16 protein-coding genes and 3 pseudogenes are annotated in these 15,999 nt (G+C 66.3%); 9 read left to right on the forward strand and 10 right to left on the reverse strand.

The window, feature by feature from the left end; genetic code table 11:
• Positions 1–52 precede the first annotated feature (52 nt).
• The 3 genes from QM806_RS40190 to QM806_RS40200 all read right to left on the reverse strand — a co-directional run bounded on the left by QM806_RS40190 (position 53) and on the right by QM806_RS40200 (position 2,665).
• A complete protein-coding gene (locus QM806_RS40190; protein ID WP_283294993.1) occupies positions 53–463 on the reverse strand; it encodes an alpha/beta hydrolase family protein in 411 nt (136 codons plus the stop codon).
• Between the two features lie 645 nt (positions 464–1,108).
• Positions 1,109–1,378 carry a hypothetical protein gene (locus QM806_RS40195; protein ID WP_283294994.1) on the reverse strand — a complete coding sequence of 90 codons (270 nt, stop codon included), beginning with the start codon at positions 1,376–1,378 and terminating at the stop codon, positions 1,109–1,111.
• A 36-nt stretch (positions 1,379–1,414) separates the two neighbouring features.
• On the reverse strand, positions 1,415–2,665 hold the full coding sequence (locus tag QM806_RS40200; RefSeq protein ID WP_120661087.1) for an MFS transporter: 1,251 nt from the start codon (positions 2,663–2,665) through the stop codon (positions 1,415–1,417).
• Between the two features lie 173 nt (positions 2,666–2,838).
• Between QM806_RS40200 and QM806_RS40205 the strand changes: the two genes are divergently transcribed.
• On the forward strand, positions 2,839–3,750 hold the full coding sequence (locus QM806_RS40205; RefSeq protein ID WP_005567759.1) for a helix-turn-helix transcriptional regulator: 912 nt from the start codon (positions 2,839–2,841) through the stop codon (positions 3,748–3,750).
• A 380-nt stretch (positions 3,751–4,130) separates the two neighbouring features.
• Here the strand turns inward: QM806_RS40205 and QM806_RS40210 are convergent, their stop codons facing one another.
• Together QM806_RS40210 and QM806_RS40215 are read right to left on the reverse strand one after the other, a co-directional pair.
• Positions 4,131–4,472, reverse strand: coding sequence for an MmcQ/YjbR family DNA-binding protein (locus QM806_RS40210; protein ID WP_005567758.1), 342 nt, complete (start codon positions 4,470–4,472; stop codon positions 4,131–4,133).
• Positions 4,463–5,230: a helix-turn-helix domain-containing protein gene (locus QM806_RS40215; RefSeq protein WP_120661086.1), complete on the reverse strand. Its 768-nt coding sequence runs from the start codon at positions 5,228–5,230 to the stop codon at positions 4,463–4,465. The genes QM806_RS40210 and QM806_RS40215 overlap by 10 nt, the downstream gene beginning before the upstream one ends.
• Positions 5,231–5,317: 87 nt before the next feature.
• On the opposite strand from QM806_RS40215, the gene QM806_RS40220 reads away from it, so the two are divergent.
• Positions 5,318–5,596, forward strand: coding sequence for a nuclear transport factor 2 family protein (locus QM806_RS40220; protein WP_005567755.1), 279 nt, complete (start codon positions 5,318–5,320; stop codon positions 5,594–5,596).
• A gap of 90 nt (positions 5,597–5,686) precedes the next feature.
• Here the strand turns inward: QM806_RS40220 and QM806_RS40225 are convergent.
• Together QM806_RS40225 and QM806_RS42005 are read right to left on the reverse strand one after the other, a co-directional pair.
• Positions 5,687–5,819: pseudogene (locus QM806_RS40225) on the reverse strand (enoyl-CoA hydratase-related protein); the annotation flags it as partial.
• Positions 5,820–5,856: 37 nt separating this feature from the next.
• Positions 5,857–6,069, reverse strand: a pseudogene (locus QM806_RS42005) (acetate--CoA ligase family protein); the annotation flags it as partial.
• Positions 6,070–6,339: 270 nt separating this feature from the next.
• On the opposite strand from QM806_RS42005, the gene QM806_RS40230 reads away from it, so the two are divergent.
• The gene (locus QM806_RS40230) at positions 6,340–7,182 is read left to right on the forward strand and encodes a class I SAM-dependent methyltransferase (protein WP_183102262.1); all 843 of its coding nucleotides are present in this window, start codon (positions 6,340–6,342) and stop codon (positions 7,180–7,182) included.
• A 165-nt stretch (positions 7,183–7,347) separates the two neighbouring features.
• Positions 7,348–7,752, forward strand: a pseudogene (locus QM806_RS40235) (YciI family protein); the annotation flags it as partial.
• 614 nt (positions 7,753–8,366) lie between these two features.
• On the opposite strand, the gene QM806_RS40245 reads toward QM806_RS40235, so the two are convergent.
• On the reverse strand, positions 8,367–8,972 hold the full coding sequence (locus QM806_RS40245) for a TetR/AcrR family transcriptional regulator (RefSeq protein ID WP_005560648.1): 606 nt from the start codon (positions 8,970–8,972) through the stop codon (positions 8,367–8,369).
• 113 nt (positions 8,973–9,085) lie between these two features.
• On the opposite strand from QM806_RS40245, the gene QM806_RS40250 reads away from it, so the two are divergent.
• Positions 9,086–9,859 (forward strand): SDR family NAD(P)-dependent oxidoreductase, encoded by a 774-nt coding sequence (locus QM806_RS40250; protein ID WP_005560650.1) that lies wholly within the window; start codon positions 9,086–9,088, stop codon positions 9,857–9,859.
• Positions 9,860–10,195: 336 nt separating this feature from the next.
• Here QM806_RS40250 and QM806_RS40255 read toward each other — a convergent pair whose 3' ends face one another.
• Positions 10,196–10,516: a hypothetical protein gene (locus QM806_RS40255; protein WP_043786895.1), complete on the reverse strand. Its 321-nt coding sequence runs from the start codon at positions 10,514–10,516 to the stop codon at positions 10,196–10,198.
• Positions 10,517–10,742: 226 nt separating this feature from the next.
• On the opposite strand from QM806_RS40255, the gene QM806_RS40260 reads away from it, so the two are divergent.
• Together QM806_RS40260 and QM806_RS40265 are read left to right on the forward strand one after the other, a co-directional pair.
• Positions 10,743–10,871, forward strand: coding sequence for a hypothetical protein (locus QM806_RS40260; protein ID WP_009474549.1), 129 nt, complete (start codon positions 10,743–10,745; stop codon positions 10,869–10,871).
• 13 nt (positions 10,872–10,884) lie between these two features.
• Positions 10,885–12,321 (forward strand): amino acid permease, encoded by a 1,437-nt coding sequence (locus tag QM806_RS40265; RefSeq protein ID WP_043787362.1) that lies wholly within the window; start codon positions 10,885–10,887, stop codon positions 12,319–12,321.
• Positions 12,322–12,391: 70 nt separating this feature from the next.
• Here the strand turns inward: QM806_RS40265 and QM806_RS40270 are convergent, their stop codons facing one another.
• Entirely contained in the window at positions 12,392–13,864 is a 1,473-nt protein-coding gene (locus QM806_RS40270; RefSeq protein ID WP_054246868.1) for a PucR family transcriptional regulator, read from the reverse strand.
• A 131-nt stretch (positions 13,865–13,995) separates the two neighbouring features.
• Here QM806_RS40270 and QM806_RS40275 point away from each other — a divergent pair, with 131 nt between their 5' ends.
• Together QM806_RS40275 and QM806_RS40280 are read left to right on the forward strand one after the other, a co-directional pair.
• Positions 13,996–15,405: an NAD(P)/FAD-dependent oxidoreductase gene (locus tag QM806_RS40275; RefSeq protein WP_120661084.1), complete on the forward strand. Its 1,410-nt coding sequence runs from the start codon at positions 13,996–13,998 to the stop codon at positions 15,403–15,405.
• 33 nt (positions 15,406–15,438) lie between these two features.
• Entirely contained in the window at positions 15,439–15,786 is a 348-nt protein-coding gene (locus tag QM806_RS40280; RefSeq protein WP_005561715.1) for a cupin domain-containing protein, read from the forward strand.
• The last annotated feature ends 213 nt before the right edge of the window (positions 15,787–15,999 follow it).

Below are 15,999 nucleotides of genomic sequence, written 5' to 3' on the forward strand. Positions count from 1 at the left end.
GCTCTCGAGAAGGCCACGAAAACTCGAGCCGACACGCCGAGCTAACAAAGTACTAATAGAGGTTTGCGCTTTGTTCCTTGACCGCACCCATGGGATGTCCGACGACCATCGCAGGATTCGTCGCATTGCGGTCCAAGTTCTTGGGCACGAACAGGTTGCCCGAGACATTCATCTGGTATTGGTTTTTGAACGTCACTTTCTGGGCGCTGACCTGGTCGCTGGTGTAGAAGTTGTCCGCGCCGTCGGAGGTGTCCCCCGGGGCCAGGTTCAGTGTCGCCTGGGTCGCCGAGGCCGCGGACGAGGAGGACCTGGTGGTCGGGGACGGCGTGCAGCCTGTTGCGGCGAGTACGCCGAGTACGGCGGCACCCGCAACAGCCATCTTCAGCAGGCCACGGCGTTTGAGGTCCCGTCCCGCAGAAGCTGTCGCTCTCGGCCGCCCAGCGGTGTCAGGGTCTGTGTTCATCGTTGATGCTCCTTGTCGTATGCGACGAAACGCGTATGGCTGCAGGCGCATTACCGCAGCTCGGTGATGAGGTTCAGGTGGATCAGAGTTGCCCGGTGTCGCACGCGCTCGACCTCTCGTCGTACGGTGCGGCAGACAACCGACGTGAGAGTGCTCGTGGATCCCTTCGCTGACGGGAAATTCACTGTCCTGTCTGATCAACGGCCGTCGCCGTCGAGCCCCGGTGTCCGGCACCCATACAACACCGCAGAGCACGAATGTGGGAGGCGCTGATCAGGGGGGTGCTGCCGGCACCCCTCTCACGTCCCTCGCAGCAGTCCGTCTCCGCGACCGCATCATCGCGGTGTTCTCTGGGCCATCCTTGCCGTCCATCATGGCGTCGCCGGAAGATGCGAGCGTCCTCGTGGTCTCGTTCTCGCTGACGCGGAGCGCCGATCATCCGCGCCGATAGGGCGTCTCACGGTAGCGGCGTCTCGAGTTCTCCACACGGATGGCGTACCGGCCGAGCTGAGCGGTCCGGCGGTACGGACCCGGCGCGGTCATCCGCACAGCGAGTCCTTGTAGGTGGTGACAGCGAGGATCACGACAACGATCGAGAAAATGACTGCGTCGGCTTGTATGTATCGCCCTTGCGGACTGCGGTTCTCATCGTCTAACAATGTGGCCGACCAGCGCAATGAGCAGTGCGGCCGATCCGGCTGCGAGAAGGAGTACGGCGAGGGTAAAGATCCACCGACCGACTCCCAGCCCGTACGCGCTGATGGTCGATTCGAGTCGGGTATCGGTAACCAGGACAGCGTGCGCGTCGAGGCGGAGGAACAAGGTGAGGGACGTGACGGTGCAGAATCCCTCCACGGCAATGTGGGCTAGCGGAGCTGGCGGGGTGGCCAGCGCGCGAGTAGGTGGTTGTGTCACAGTGCGATCCGTCCTCCGGAGGGTAGGCAGTGTGGGTCAGCGCACTGCGGTGAAGTCGCCTCTCTGATCATCGTGGCGGCGGCTTCTCATGTCGTGGATGGTTCGTCGTGTGGTGGTCGCAAGCAGGGCGATCGGCGCGAGCGCGGATCCGGTCAGGACCGCTCCGAGCACGGCCGGGCCGACCAGCCCCAGCGACGTCGACAGGGTTACCCCGGCCATGGCCGATCCGGCGGCGGTACCGAGATTGAATCCGGCGGTCGCCAGCGACGACGCCAGCGCCGACCCGTCTCCGGCGAAGCGCAACGTCTGCGCGATCAGCACGGGATTGGCCCCGAGACCGCACGCACCCAGAAGGACGACCAGCATGACCACGATCGCCGAGTGATCGGCTGCGGCGGCGAGGACCAGCAGCGCCGTCGCGGTGAGCGAGACCGCTACGGCGATCGTGACCAGTGGGTACCGGTCCCCGACACGACCGCCGAGCGCGGTGCCGGCGAGTGCACCGATTCCGAACCCGACCAACACCAGGGGCACCATCGGTGCTGGAATGCCGGCGCGGTCCGTGAGCAGGGGGCTGATGAAACTGTAGGCGCCGAGGAACCCAGCCTGGGCGAGCACGATCGCACCCAACGCAACCCACACCCGCCACGGCCGAATCACCGAAAGTTCGGCGCGAACCGAGACCTCTGCCCGGTGGCCGCCGACAGCGGCCGGCACGAATCGCAGCACAGCTCCGATCGCGAGCAGCGACAATCCGGCCAGCATCCAGAACGGGCCGCGCCACCCGGTGGCCTGGCCGGTGAAAGTGCCCAACGGCACCCCGGCAACCACGGCCAAGCTCAGTCCGCCCGACATCACCGCCAGTGCTCGCGCGCTCGCCCCGGGTCCGGCGACCGTGGTGGCGACGACCGCACCGATCGCCCAGAACGTGCCGGTGGCCAGCGCGGTCACCACCCGTGAGGCGGTCACTACTGTGAACGAGTCGCTCACCGCGGCGACGACGTGCCCAGCGGCGAACACGGCCAGCGCGCATACCAGGGTGGCCCGCGCGGGCAGCCGTAGGGTGGCCAGCGCCATCACCGGCGGTCCGACGATCATGCCGACCGCGAAGGCGGTGACCAGCAACCCGGCTTGCGCGACATCCACACCGAGATCAGCGGCGGCCTCGGGCAGCAAGCCTGCGATCATGAACTCGGTGGTGCCCATCAGGAAGATGCCCGCACCGATCACGTACACCAGTCCGGGCAGCCGAGGGGTCGGCGTCGTCCGGTCTCGCTGCTTCATCATCACCTCTTCGTTTCGGGATCGCTGTCCATCGAGGCGATTCGGGTGCCTCGATGTCCGACACTCATGCAACGCCGCAAAGAGCCCCCGTGGGAGGCGACGATGACAGGGGTGTCGGCAGCACCCCCCTCGCAGAACCTGGCAGCCGCCGACGGCCGGGTCGTACCCTCACTTCTATGGAGTCCACCAACCGAGCGGCCGAGATCGGCCAGTTCCTGGCGTCACGGCGGGCCAAGATCACCCCCGACCAGGTCGGGCTTCCGGTCTATGACGCCGCCAAACGCCGCGTCCCCGGTCTCCGCCGCCAAGAAGTCGCCACGCTCGCCGGGCTCTCGGTCGACTACTACACCCAGATCGAACGCGGCAAAGTCACCGGTGTCTCCGAATCCGTGCTCGACGCCATCGCCCGCGCGCTCGAACTCGACGAAGCGGAACGCTCCCACCTGGTCGACCTGCACCGTGCCGTCACCACCGGCCCGCAGCGAAGCAGGCCCCGCCGCACCAAAACCATTCGGCCGATGGTGCAGCGCCTGTGCGACGCCATGACGGTGCCGGCGTTCGTGCGTAACGCCCGGCACGATTTCGTATGCGGCAACCAACTGGCCTACGCGTTCTACGGCCCGCTCTACCCCGATCCGCTGCACCCCGACCCCAGCAAGCCGGTCAACTTCGTCCGGTTCTGCTTCCTCGACCCCCGCGCCCACGAGTTCTACCCCGACTGGGACCAGATGGCCGACAGCGCGGTCAACCTCCTGCGCACCGACGCCGGCCGCGACCCCTATGACCGCGGCATCTCCGACCTGGTCGGCGAACTGTCCACCCGCAGCGACGAATTCAGGACCCGGTGGGCCAAACGCAATGTGCGCCTGCACTACACCGGCACCAAGACCTTCCACCACCCCCTCGTCGGCGACATCGAAGTCGGCTACGAAACAATGCCACTACCTGCCGACCCCGGCCTGGTCCTCACCATCTACAGCCCCGAACCCGGAAGCCCGTCGGCCGACGCCATGACCCTGCTCGCAACCTGGGCGACCACACACCTCACCCCCGCTCCCGATCAAGCGCTACCCCACCACCCCCAATAGGCCCACAGCACCTCGGGACCAGACCCACCAACGACTGAACACACCGCATCGTTGCGGAACTTCGGGTGACGACCGCCGTGTGGGGACTGGCGTTCATCCGCAACCAGGCGGTCGTACGAGATGCAGTTGGGGGAATGCCGCGCCCGCCCTCGGAAAAGGCCAGCGCGAGAGCGATGGTGCCGAGTTTGTGCAGCGCGTCGCATCCACCCGCGTCCCGTCCCCCACAACCATCCGACGATCATCCCGACTCACGGCGCAGTTGCGTTGACGAGGCCCGCCCAGCGCACCCAGTACAACTTCGCCCGCGCACATGGGAGAACGGCAATCTCTCATTCGGGACGACCCCGACGTCGGCCATGTCATTCGGAGCAGGGCATCGGTCAACCCTCGTAGGCGGCAGCCACCTTCTTCGGCACGCACATCCGCCACGCGTCGACGAGCAGCTCGCGCAGCTCCTCGACGTCGAGGGCATCGAGCCGTACGCAGACCCACCGGTACCGCATGTCGGAGGGGCGGGGCATGAGGAACTTCTCGGGCTCCGAGGCCACCAGCGCCGCCCGCTCTTCCCTGGGGAAGCCGAAACCCATGACCGTGTCGTCCTGGTAGAACGCCGCGTAGACCAGGCGTCCGACCCGGAACCTCACCTCGTCGCGTACGAGCGCCTCATAGGAACGAGGCAACGTGGCGGCCATCGCCCGGGCATCGCCGATCGTCACCCCCATCGGCGGCGCAGCACCTCGGCGGTGCCGTGGTCAGCAGGCAGGAACGCCTCGAGGTGCAGCTCGGCGAGCGTCACGTCGGAGGCGGTCGCGAACGACGTGAGCGTTGTGATGAGCCGGAGGTCGCCATCGGCCGAGCCCAGCTCCAGCGGCACCGCGAAGCCGAGCACGTCGGCCTCCTCGGGCAGCGGCGGAAGGTAGGACTCGAGCTCGGCGAGAAGCGCCTCCAACGCCGGGTCGGGGCTCTGCGCCAGCTGAGCCCGCAGGTGCTCGGTGATGTGCCGGCCCCACTCCGGCAGGTTGCGCACCCGGGGCGCGTTCCCATCGGGGTGCAGGGCCAGGCGGAACACGTTGACCGGTGGTGCGAGCAACGCGGGGTCGACGCCTTCGCGGAATACCTCGAACGCCCGGTTGGCGGTGACGAGGATGCCGTGCGGCCGCACTACCATCGCCGGGTACGGGAGATGCCCGTCGAGAATCGTCTCCAGCGCCTGGTGAACTGGGCGCAGCGCCTCGTCGTCGAGCGGCGACTCCGGGAACGCCGGGGCGAAGCCGGCAGCGAGGAGCAGCTCGTTGCGCTCCCGTAGCGTGAGCTCCATCGACTCCGCCAGGCGCAACACCATGCCCCGACCCGGGCGGGAGCGGCCCTGTTCGATGAAGCTCACGTGCCGCTGGGTGGTGCCCGCCCGAAGCGCGAGATCCAGCTGGCTCATCCGGCGGGCCGTGCGCCAGCGCCGGAACTCACTCGGGAACCGCGTCATCACCGATCAATCTTCGCGCACCCCGGGGGTCGATGCCATTCCTTCCAGGGGGTTGCTAGCAATGACTCCGCGGCAGACGATACGGCCATGACCGACACAGCAGCAGTCATCGATCACTACAACGCCGCGTTCCTCGAACGGGCACCCGACAAGCTCGTCGACCTCATCGCCCCCGACTGCGTGATGGAGGGCACCGGCCCGGAGCCCGACGGCAACCGATGGACGGGTTACGACGAATGCCTCGCGGGCTGGCAGGGATTGGCCTCCGACCCCGCCATCGGGTTCACGGTCGAGCACGTCGACATCGACGGCGACCGAGCCGTCATCCGCTGGAGGATCACCGGCACCGAGAACTATCGGGCGTGAATCTCATGCGCGTCCGGGACGGGAAGATCGTCGAGGCGCTCGGGTACGGCAAGCGTCCGTAGCCCGCTGTGTCGAGCCGCCGGGTGGCGCCCAGTTCCGGGCGGTTGCGGCGTCGATCGCCTCCCCGGTGAACGCCATCTCGCTGGCCCGGGCCAGTCCGACGGCCCGCGGCAGCAGCCACGCCCCTCCGTCGCCGGGAATGTCCGTCCTTGACGAAGCTTTGTGTGGTCTCCAGGGTGGTTCTTGGACAGGATGATTCGCACGTCCACGAGCACGATGCCGGTGTCCGATGCGATCACGGGGTTGAGGTCGAGTCGAGTTCGCTGATCTCGGGGTGAGGCGGCGACGATGTCGCCGACCCAAACGAGGAAGCGGGCCAGCGCTTCCCGGGCGACGATCGGGAGGTGCCGGTAGCCGTCGAGCGTGTGAGAGGCGATGGTCTCGTCGATCATCTCGTGAGCCTCGAGGGCGGTGAACGGGGCGGCCGCCTTCTAGTGGGACTGTCCGGACTGTTCCTCGAGTTTCGAGGAAGTCCCGTGTCCGTGTACGTGGCGTTCGCCGCTTGTCGCGGGTCCGCCGGAATGTCTGGCACTTCTCATCGACGACTATCTCGACATCGAGCAGGCCCCAACCCGCATGACACTGTGCGTGTCAGGATCGCAGTAGAACCCAATCCAGACCAATTCTTGCCGGTCCGGCAAGAACTCTCGCCGAAACCGTCGGTGTTATTGCACTGTGTGGGTATGGAAGAAGCGGGCGAGGTCACCGAGGTCAAGACGACATCACGTGAGGCGGACGAGTGGGATGCACGCTACACCGAGCGGGATCGTGTGTGGAGCGGAGAACCCAACGGCGCACTAGTTGACGAGATGACCGGCGCACGGCCGGGACGCGCCCTGGACGTCGGCTGCGGTGAAGGCGCCGACGCGCTCTGGCTCGCCCGCCAGGGATGGGCCGTCACCGCGCTGGACGTCTCCCAGGTCGCCCTCGACCGAGCAAAGGCCCACGCCGACGGCGAGACCACAGACATCACCTGGGTGCTGAGCGGATTGCTCGATGCCGACTTGCCCGCGGGTGGTTTCGACCTGGTCTCCGCCCAGTACCCCGCCTTGCGCAGTACCCCCGACCGTGCTGCCGAACGCGCGCTGGTCTCTGCCGTCGCACCGGGCGGCATCTTGCTGGTTGTGCACCACGACGTCCGCGACGCGGATGCGGCGCGCGAGCACGGCTTCGATCCCGATGATTGGGTCACACCCGGTGATGTGGCGGCGCTACTCGATGACAGCTGGCACATCGACGTCAACGAGGTGCGGGAACGTTCGATCAGCGGCGGCGCGGGAGCACACCACACCCACGACGCGGTTTTACGGGCCCACAGGCGGCCCCACCGTAGCCCTTCCATCGGGCATCCGACTGCCGGTGGTTCTCTCGACGCCGACGCAGGATCACACAGGAAGACCACGACGGGAACAGCTACGCCCGCTTCACCGTCCAATGGTCGCGCCCACCCCCACGATCGCACCCGCTACTGGGACCACCGACAGGCACGGTGGGTCAAGCATCACGCCAACTCGACCCGAGACTAGAGGCCATCATCACCGGACTGGACGAGACGCCCACCCCTAGCCGGATTGTGGCCCGACAGAGAAGATGGTCAGGAAATGTCGCCGTGGGATGTCGAGAACCCGCGCGCGGCTTCGTCCCCGAAGTGAAACGGCCACAATGGGCCGCACCGCACCAAGGAGAACATGATGGCCAAGTACCTACTGCTCAAGCACTACCGTGGCGCGCCCGCATCGATCAACGACGTGCCCATGGACCAATGGACGCCGGAGGAAATCTCGGCCCACGTGCAGTACATGAACGACTTCGCCGCCCGGCTCGAGGGCACCGGCGAGTTCGTCGACAGTCAGGCGCTCTCCGCGGAGGGCACGTTCGTCCGCTACGACGGTGAGGGGCGACCGCCGGTCACCGACGGCCCGTTCGCGGAGACCAAGGACCTGATCGCCGGCTGGATGGTGATCGACGTCGAGACCCGCGAGCGGGCGCTCGAACTGGCCGGCGAGTTGTCCGCGGCCCCGGGGGCGGGTGGGAAACAGATCCACGAATGGCTCGAGGTGCGCCCGTTCCTGACCGCAGCTCCGACCACTACGGAGTGTGGTTTTCACCAGGGGGATGACACGTCCCCCGAAACTCTGATCGCAGTGCCGGGGACGCTCGAACAAGCAGACTGTCAAGTGCGCGGGCAAGAGTGGGCTGGAGTCGGCGACACTGCGGATGCACAGGATGAGCCGGAGGCGTGCACCCCTTCTCTGGGTTGGTGCCTCCGGTTTTCTGTCTCGACAGCCGCTCGGCGGTCATCCGTTTCTTCAGCTCCCGGCGGGCGCGTTGCTTCGGCGTCTCCTCTGGTTCGGGCTCGTCGTCGACCGCCCGGAAGGTTGCACGCCCGAGCACGATGTCCGGGTGCACGACCAGCTCGGGCGGTCCTTGTCGTCGGTGAACAGTCCGATCTCGACCCCCTCAGTCTTCAGTGACGTCCCGCAGCTCGATGATCATCCGCCGCCGATGCTGCCCGCCGGGCGACGGTAGCGTCCCTCACCGGCCAAGATCACCTCGAACCGCATCCGCTTCCAACTCACCGGTCCACGGTAGGCACGAACACCCAAAGTCACTGAAAAGCAATAATATTCAGAAATAGCCCAACCTACTCACAAACTGTCCCGCTCGGCACAGGGGACACGCGGCCCAGCAGTTGAGCAAACCCAGCCGATCAGCAGGTAGCGCCGGGCGATCCCGGGCCCCGAAGGTAGTCGATCAGAGTGTCGAGGACGGCTTCGAGATCCTCGACACTGCCCGTCGACCGCAGGACCTGCACCCCACCCTGAATTCCCGCGATGAACGCGGACGCGGTGCGCGGCGCATCCAGTTCCGCCCGGATCTGCCCTGCCGCCTGCATCGCCTCGATCCCGGCCACGACGTGGGTCCGCCACTGTGCCAGCAGTGTTCGGACCACTTCGTAGGCCCCCGGCGTTCCGCCCGCCTGGGCCAGCAGCGACCCGAGCGGACAGTGCGCTCCCTGAGCGCGGTAGCGGGTGACCAACGCATCCCGCCACCTCAGCCACGCCGCCCACGACGTCAGCGCGCCGAGGTGCGGTTGCTGATCGTCGAGAACCCGGCCCGCCTCGTAGACGGCGACGGCGAGCAGCAGTTCGTCCTTACCGCCCGGAAAGTAGTGGAACAGCTGTCCCTTGCTGGTTCCGGTGATCGCGCGGATGTCGTCGAGCGTGACCTGACCGGGCTCACCACCCCGAAGATGAGTCGCGGCACCCTCGACGATGCGCTGTCTGGTCGCGAGCCCCTTCGCAGTGATCGGCATATGCCGACGGTAACGCAATTCTGGACCGGCCAACCCTCCACTACTCCATTGGCAGCGATCACACCCCACTTTCTGGACTTGTGGGTCCAAAAAATAGGTCCTACGGTCGGGACATGACCAATCACTTCACCGGCAACCGACTGCAGGGCCGCACCGCCCTCGTCACCGGATCGACCTCCAACATCGGGCGCGCAATCGCCGTCGCCTTCGCCGCCGAGGGCGCCCACGTGATCGTCTCCGGTCGCGACGCGGCACGCGGGGACGAGACCATCGCCGCGATCCAGGCGACGGGAGGCCGCGCGGACTTCCTCGCCGCCGACCTCGACGGCACCTCCGCCACCAGCCACGCCCTCGCCGAGCAGGTGCTGCGCCTGACCGGCGGGCACCTCGACATCCTGGTCAACAACGCGGGCATCTTCCCGGCCTCCGGCACGATGACCGTCGACGACGACATCGTGGACCGCATCTACGCCGTGAACGTCAAGGCACCCATCTTCCTGGTGCAAGCCCTGGCCCCACACATGACCGAGAGCGGTGGCGGCGTCGTAATCAACCTCGGCTCGTGGGTGGCCCGCCTCGGAATCCCACACGGCCCCGTCTACGCCTCGTCCAAGGCCGCGATCGAGAGCCTGACCCGATCCTGGGCCGCCGAATTCGGCCCACGGGGCCTGCGCGTCAACGCCGTCTCCCCCGGCGTCATCCGCCCCGCCGGACCCGACGCCGACTCCCCGGCCGACACCCTGATGCACTCCACACCCGCCGGCCGGCCCGGCACCGCCGAAGACATCGCCGACGCCGTGCTCTACCTCGCCTCCGACGACGCCCGCTTCGTACACGGGACAGTCCTCGACGTCGACGGCGGACGCGTCGGAGTCAACACCGTGTAATGCCCGCGGCACAAACCGAACACCGGCGCGACACGCACGACGATGGCGTGAATGCTGCCGATGAAAAGACGATGCTGAAGTTCGCACAGACGTGGCAGCCCTGTGGCGGAGCGGATGAGCAGATCCTGTCCGAATTCGTTGTGACAGAAGCGTCGTATTACGTCAAGCTGCGCCAATACGATCCCCCACTGGTGCCGCGACTGGACCTAAGAAAGTTCCGGCGCATCTGTACATGCGGACTGAACGAGCATTCCGTCGAACGGGACGTCCTGGGTCGTCTTCACGAACTACGGCGACCGTCTCATTCCAAGGACCTCTGTGCCTCGCGGCGGAGTCTCAGTCGCCGATGTAGCCGGTCTCGGGATTGATCTGACCGAGGAAATCGCGGATCGACTCGCGATGCTCGTCAATTGTGTTCGGCTGCAGCGTAGAGGGAGTGTTCGCTCGATCCTGAATGCTCGAAGAGGCTACGCGTTGAAAGCTGGAGAAACCGTACCCCTTGTTCGGTCCGGATACCCAGTCATAGTCGCAGGCGCCTGGTTCGCCTGGGCGGAGTCTCACAGTGAAAACCTCACCGTCGACCGTCAACGTGAACGGCCCATCATCAGCCGTCGGTCGACTGTCACCTGCAGGCTCGTCGTGGTCCTCAGTACCCATGAACGCATCCTCACATGCGTCGGGCTTGCCGGATCGGACCTCCTAGGAGCGCCCGACAATTGCCCCGGGCCCAACCGAGCAGTGAACTGGCGAGACCCAGTGGATCGGCTTCCCGCATGGCTACTGGCGGAAGGTACCGCGCAGGTTCGCGTTGATCAGCTCGTTCATGCGCTTGCTCGCGCCAGACGACCAGGTCAGGGCCGAAACCCGACAGCGGTTCATCAAAATGTATGAAGGCCCCACCTCTGCGTTGTTCCGTTGGCGCATGGCGGGGACGGCCGCGGGCAAGCAGGGTGACTCCCATCACAAGCTCGATCCCGCCCGCCCCGCGAAGTCGACGGGCGCGGGCACCTGATGAAGGGAATGCCATGGGTACGACTCCGAACGGGGCCCATCAGCTCAAACCCGGCCTTAAACAGCGGCACCTGACAATGCTCTCGCTCGGCGGGGTCATCGGTGCCGGCCTGTTCGTGGGGTCGAGTGCGATCATCAACCAGGCTGGCCCGCTCGCCTTTGTCACCTACGGCATCACGGGGCTGATCGTGCTGCTGGTGATGCGGATGCTCGGCGAAATGGCCGCAGCCAAACCATGTTCCGGTTCCTTTACCGACTACGCCCGAATGGCGTGGGGTGAGTGGGCAGGCTTTTCCACCGGGTGGCTGTATTGGTACTTCTGGGTCATCGTCGTCGGATTCGAGGCGGTCGTCGGCGGTCAGATGATCAACAAATGGATTCCGTCGCTGCCGGTGTGGGCGATCGCGGCTGCCCTCATGGTCATCATGACCGCGGTCAACCTGCTCTCGGTGGGCGCGTTCGGTGAGGCCGAGTACTGGTTCGCGAGCATCAAGGTGGTCGCCATCGTCGCTTTCATTGCGGTCGCCGCGCTGTTCGTCTTCGGGCTCTGGCCCGGCGCGAGCGTCGACTTCTCCAACCTCACCGACCATGGCGGGCTCCTCCCGAACGGGCTGGCCACCCTGTTCATCGGTGTGGTCGTGGTGATCTTCTCCATGACCGGTGTCGAGGTCGTCACCATCGCCGCCGCCGAGTCGGCGGAACCGGCCAAGTCGATCCGCAAGGCCGTCAACTCCGTCGTCTTCCGCATCCTCGCGTTCTTCGTCATCTCCACGTTCCTGATCGCGGTGATCGTGCCGTGGGATTCGGTGGTACCGGGCGAGTCTCCGTTCGTCGCCGCCCTGGACCGGATCGGAATCCCCGGCACAGCGGACCTGCTCAACCTTGTCATCCTGGTGGCGGTGCTGTCGGTCCTCAACTCCGGCCTCTACACCTCCTCCCGGCTGCTGTTCGTCATGGGCGGCCGCGGCGACGCACCGGCCTGGATGACCTCGACCAACAAGCGTGGCGTTCCGGTCAAGGGCATCCTGTCCTGCACCGTCATCGGCTACGGATGCGTGGTCCTTGCGGCAATCTTCCCGGACACGGTGTTCCTGTTCCTGATCAACGCCTCCGGTGCGGTGTTCCTGTTCGTGTACTTCATGATCTGCATCTCCGAGCTGCGCCTGCGTCGACGGTGGGAGAAGGAGAACCCCGGCTCCCTCGAGTTCCGGATGTGGCTCTACCCGGGCCTGCCGATCCTGGTGACGGTGGCCATCGTCGCGGTACTGGTCAGCATGGGTTTCCGGGAAGCCAATCGGATCGAACTGATGCAGGGAATCGCGGTGTGGGTGGTGCTGACGATCGTCTACTTCATCAAGAAGAAGACCCGCGCCTCCACACAGGTGGCCCCGGCCGCCGACGACAGCGGACCCGACGTGTCCGGGGTGGCCACGGAGAGCATCAACTCCTGAACTTCGAGGTAGCACCTGATGAACACCAGATGGGCTGGTCCGTGACGGACCAGCCCATCTGGTGTTCCGCTCAGTCGATCAACTCGTCGAGATCGAGTTTCGCTCGCTCGGCACCGGACAGGGCGAGCCAAAACATCGCGGAGCCTTCGGTGGAGGTCGGCTTCAAGCCGGTGAGCTGCTCGACGCGGCGCAGCCGGTAGACGAGGGTCTGCCGGTGGATTTTCAACTCGTCGGCGCTCTTCTGCCACGCGCCGTCGTTCCGGAGGAACACGCGCACCGAGGTCACCAGCTCACCCTCGTTGCTCTTGTCATGGGCGATGAGCGGGCCGAGGGTGGTGCGGACCAACCTGCGGGTGTCTTCCATGCTGCGGGGCAGAAAACCGACGTCGTCGATGTCTTCGCCGTAGACATTGACGGTCTGGTCTTGCTCATGGGCGCGAGCCACGGCGAGCTGGGCCTGCCGGGCCGCTTCGGCGACACTCGAATTGGCGGTCAGAGCGCTGCTGACCCCGACCGCGCAGTCCGGAGCGAGCTTGGTGTTGATCGTTGCCAGGAGGTCGAGATCGCGGGGCACCACCGCGATCAGTAGCGCCGCGCGCGGCAGCAGCAGCGGAGCGTACTGCTGCAGACAGACCTGCCGGTGGATGGTCTCGTGATGAAGTGGGTCGGCGTTCGGGGTGCTCCAGCATGCGACGACCACCCCATTGGTCATCCCGCGGTGGCGCAGTTCGGGCCACACGGCGGCGAAGGTGATGGTTTCGTCGAGAAGGCCGACGAGCAAGTCCGCCCCGGACGCACGAAGTCGGTCGCGTTGAGCGGCATCATGTTCGAGTTCGAGGGCAATCAGGCCCCCGAGGTGCTGCAGGAGCGGGCGGTCGTTGACGGGGACCCGGCCGGGACTGGCCGACAGCACCACTTCTCCTGCCCCCGGGATCGGAATTTCGACGCGGTCGGCCGCAGGATCTGCGTGGCCGCTCCGCTGGTGAAGCGCCAGGCGTCCGCTGACAATGACCTCGCCGCCGGCACCGTGATCGCGGACCTCGAGAGCCCATCCGGTGGTCCCTTCGAGCGCGGAAATCCGGTCCCCGAAGGTGCCGCGTGCGTGCAGGGCCTGCCAGTACACGTCGTACAGGCGGGTGATGCTGGACAGGCGCTGTCGTTCGGATTCGACGGCACTTTCGATGACGGTGCGCGCGAGCGCGACGAATTGCAGGTCGAAACTTGCCGAGAGCACCGGGAATCCGCGGCTTTCGGCGACTTCGAGCAGCGCCGGCGTGACATCCGGGGTGCCGGGGCCGCGGGCGATCACCAGGGCGCTGACCTGACTGTCGATCAGGTGCGCCATCCACTCGGACTGCTCCGTGTCGCCGCGGGGCAGCCCGCCGCCGGTGGTCATGACGAGGTCACCGTGTTCGAACCACAACCACGGATCGGGCAGGTCACACGCGTGCGCCCACGTGACCAGTCGCGCGCCGCCGCTCTCGCCGGCGAGATATTGCAGGCCGAGCGATGGGATCGCGGCCAGCTGATCGACGGAGATCATCGGCCTTCACCTCCTCATACAAAAGTACAGCCGCCAGTTCTATGTCTGTGAATCCGGAGTATGTCGGGGCTCACACACTGACACGACACTGGACATCGACGCACGAACGAACGAACGGCTGGAGGCTGTAAATGGTGGTCAGTAACGCCCGCGCGGAGCGCGGCGTATCAGGTGCCGCAGACGGTACACCCCTGTGGCGCGAAGACCGAGAGCACGCATCCCGGCGGCCCGCGCTGCCCGGCAACATCACTGCCGACGTGGCGATCGTCGGTGCCGGGTTCACCGGACTGTGGGCGGCCTACTATCTGCTGCAGGCCGACCCGACGCTGAAAGTAGTTCTGCTCGAACGCGAATACGCCGGCTTCGGCGCCTCGGGACGCAACGGTGGGTGGGCGTCGTCGATCTTCCCGGTGTCGCTCGGCCGCGTCGAGCAGCTGTACTCGCATCGTGCCGCTCTGGATCTGCAGTCGGCGATGAACGAAACGGTCAGCGAGATCGGCGACGTCGTCGCGGCCGAGAAGATCGACTGCGAATACTCCCGCGACGGATTCGTCTCCCTCGCCCGCAGCCAGGCGCAATGGGCGCGGGCGAAGGCGACCGTCGATGGCGCCGAGAGGTTCGGCACCCACGGGCAGTGGCAGCTGCTCGATGCCGACGCCGCGCGCGAGAAGGTCAACGCAGCCGGTGTGCTCGGCGGTATCTACACCGAGCACTGCGCCCTGCTGCACCCGGACAAGCTGGTGCGCGGTCTCGCCGGCTGGGTCGAGGAGCGCGGCGGGGTCATCTATGAGGACACCGCTGTCGACGAGATCGGCAAGGGCATCGTATGGACGCGGCACGGGTCCGTCACCGCATCCGTCGTCATTCGCGCCACCGAGGCGTTCACCCCCGAATTCCCCGAGTACCGGCGCAATGTGGCGCCGCTGTACTCGCTCGTCGTCGCGACCGCCCCGCTGCCGGACGAGGTCCGTCTGGAACTCGGCCTCGACGGCCGAACCGCGTTCAACGACATGCGGAACCTGCGGATCTACGCCCACCCGACCAACGACGGCCGCCTCGTCTTCGGCGGGCGCGGGGCGCCGTACCACTTCCGGTCCAAGGTCTACCCGTCGTTCGACGTCGACGAGAAAATCCACGAGAAGATCATCGACACGATGCACGAGTTCTTTCCGACACTGAAGGACGTGCCGATCACCCACCGGTGGGGTGGCCCCCTCGGTGTCCCGCGCGACTGGTTCCCCTCCGTCGGCTACGACCAGAACAACAAGATGGCGTGGGCCGGACCGTATGTCGGCGACGGGGTCGCCACCAGCAACCTCGCCGGCCGCATCCTGCGCAACCTCATCCTCGACAAACGCGACGACCTGAACTCACTTCCCGTGGTCAACCACCACTCCCCCAAATGGGAAGTCGAACCCTTCCGCTGGTTCGGGGTCAACGCCGGACTGCGCGCCGCCGCGACCGCGGACCTCGAAGAACGCGTCACCAACAAACCGTCCAAGGTGTCCGCGCTGCTGGAAAAACTCACCGGCGCCCACTGACATCCCTCCCGACCGATAACGGAGACATCGACCATGGCTTCACTGATCCACCTGCCCTCCACCGTCGTGAACGGTGAGCTGACCCCCGCCGGGCAACGGCCCGGCGCCGACAGCGGCGACCCGCAGCTGCGCACCCTACCCGTCGACGGCGGCACCGACGCCCAGATCGGAATCTGGGAGTGCCAGCCCGGCGGCTGGCCTGTCGTCGACCGACCCAACACCGAAACCTGCTTCATCATCGAAGGCAAAGCCACACTCACCGACGACGAGACCGGCACCAAGGTCGAGATCTCGGCCGGCGACTTCGTGGTCCTGCCCCCGGGATGGTCCGGACGCTGGGACGTCTCCGAAACCGTCCGCAAGGCATACACCATCTTCTGACGCCGATCAGTGCCGCGTCCACGACGAAACCACCAGCTACTTCTCATTCGACAGGACCCCACTTCATGACACACAACGACAGCACCCTCCGGGTGATCCCACACTGGTTCGACGACAAGACGTTCACCGGCACCAGCGGCAACACCGCGCCGGTCACCAATCCGGCGACCGGTGCCGTCACCGGTCAGGTCGCCCTCGCCAGCGTCGAGGACG

Source organism: Rhodococcus sp. IEGM 1351 (assembly GCF_030056875.1).
Taxonomy (GTDB): Bacteria; Actinomycetota; Actinomycetes; order Mycobacteriales; family Mycobacteriaceae; genus Rhodococcus_F; species Rhodococcus_F opacus.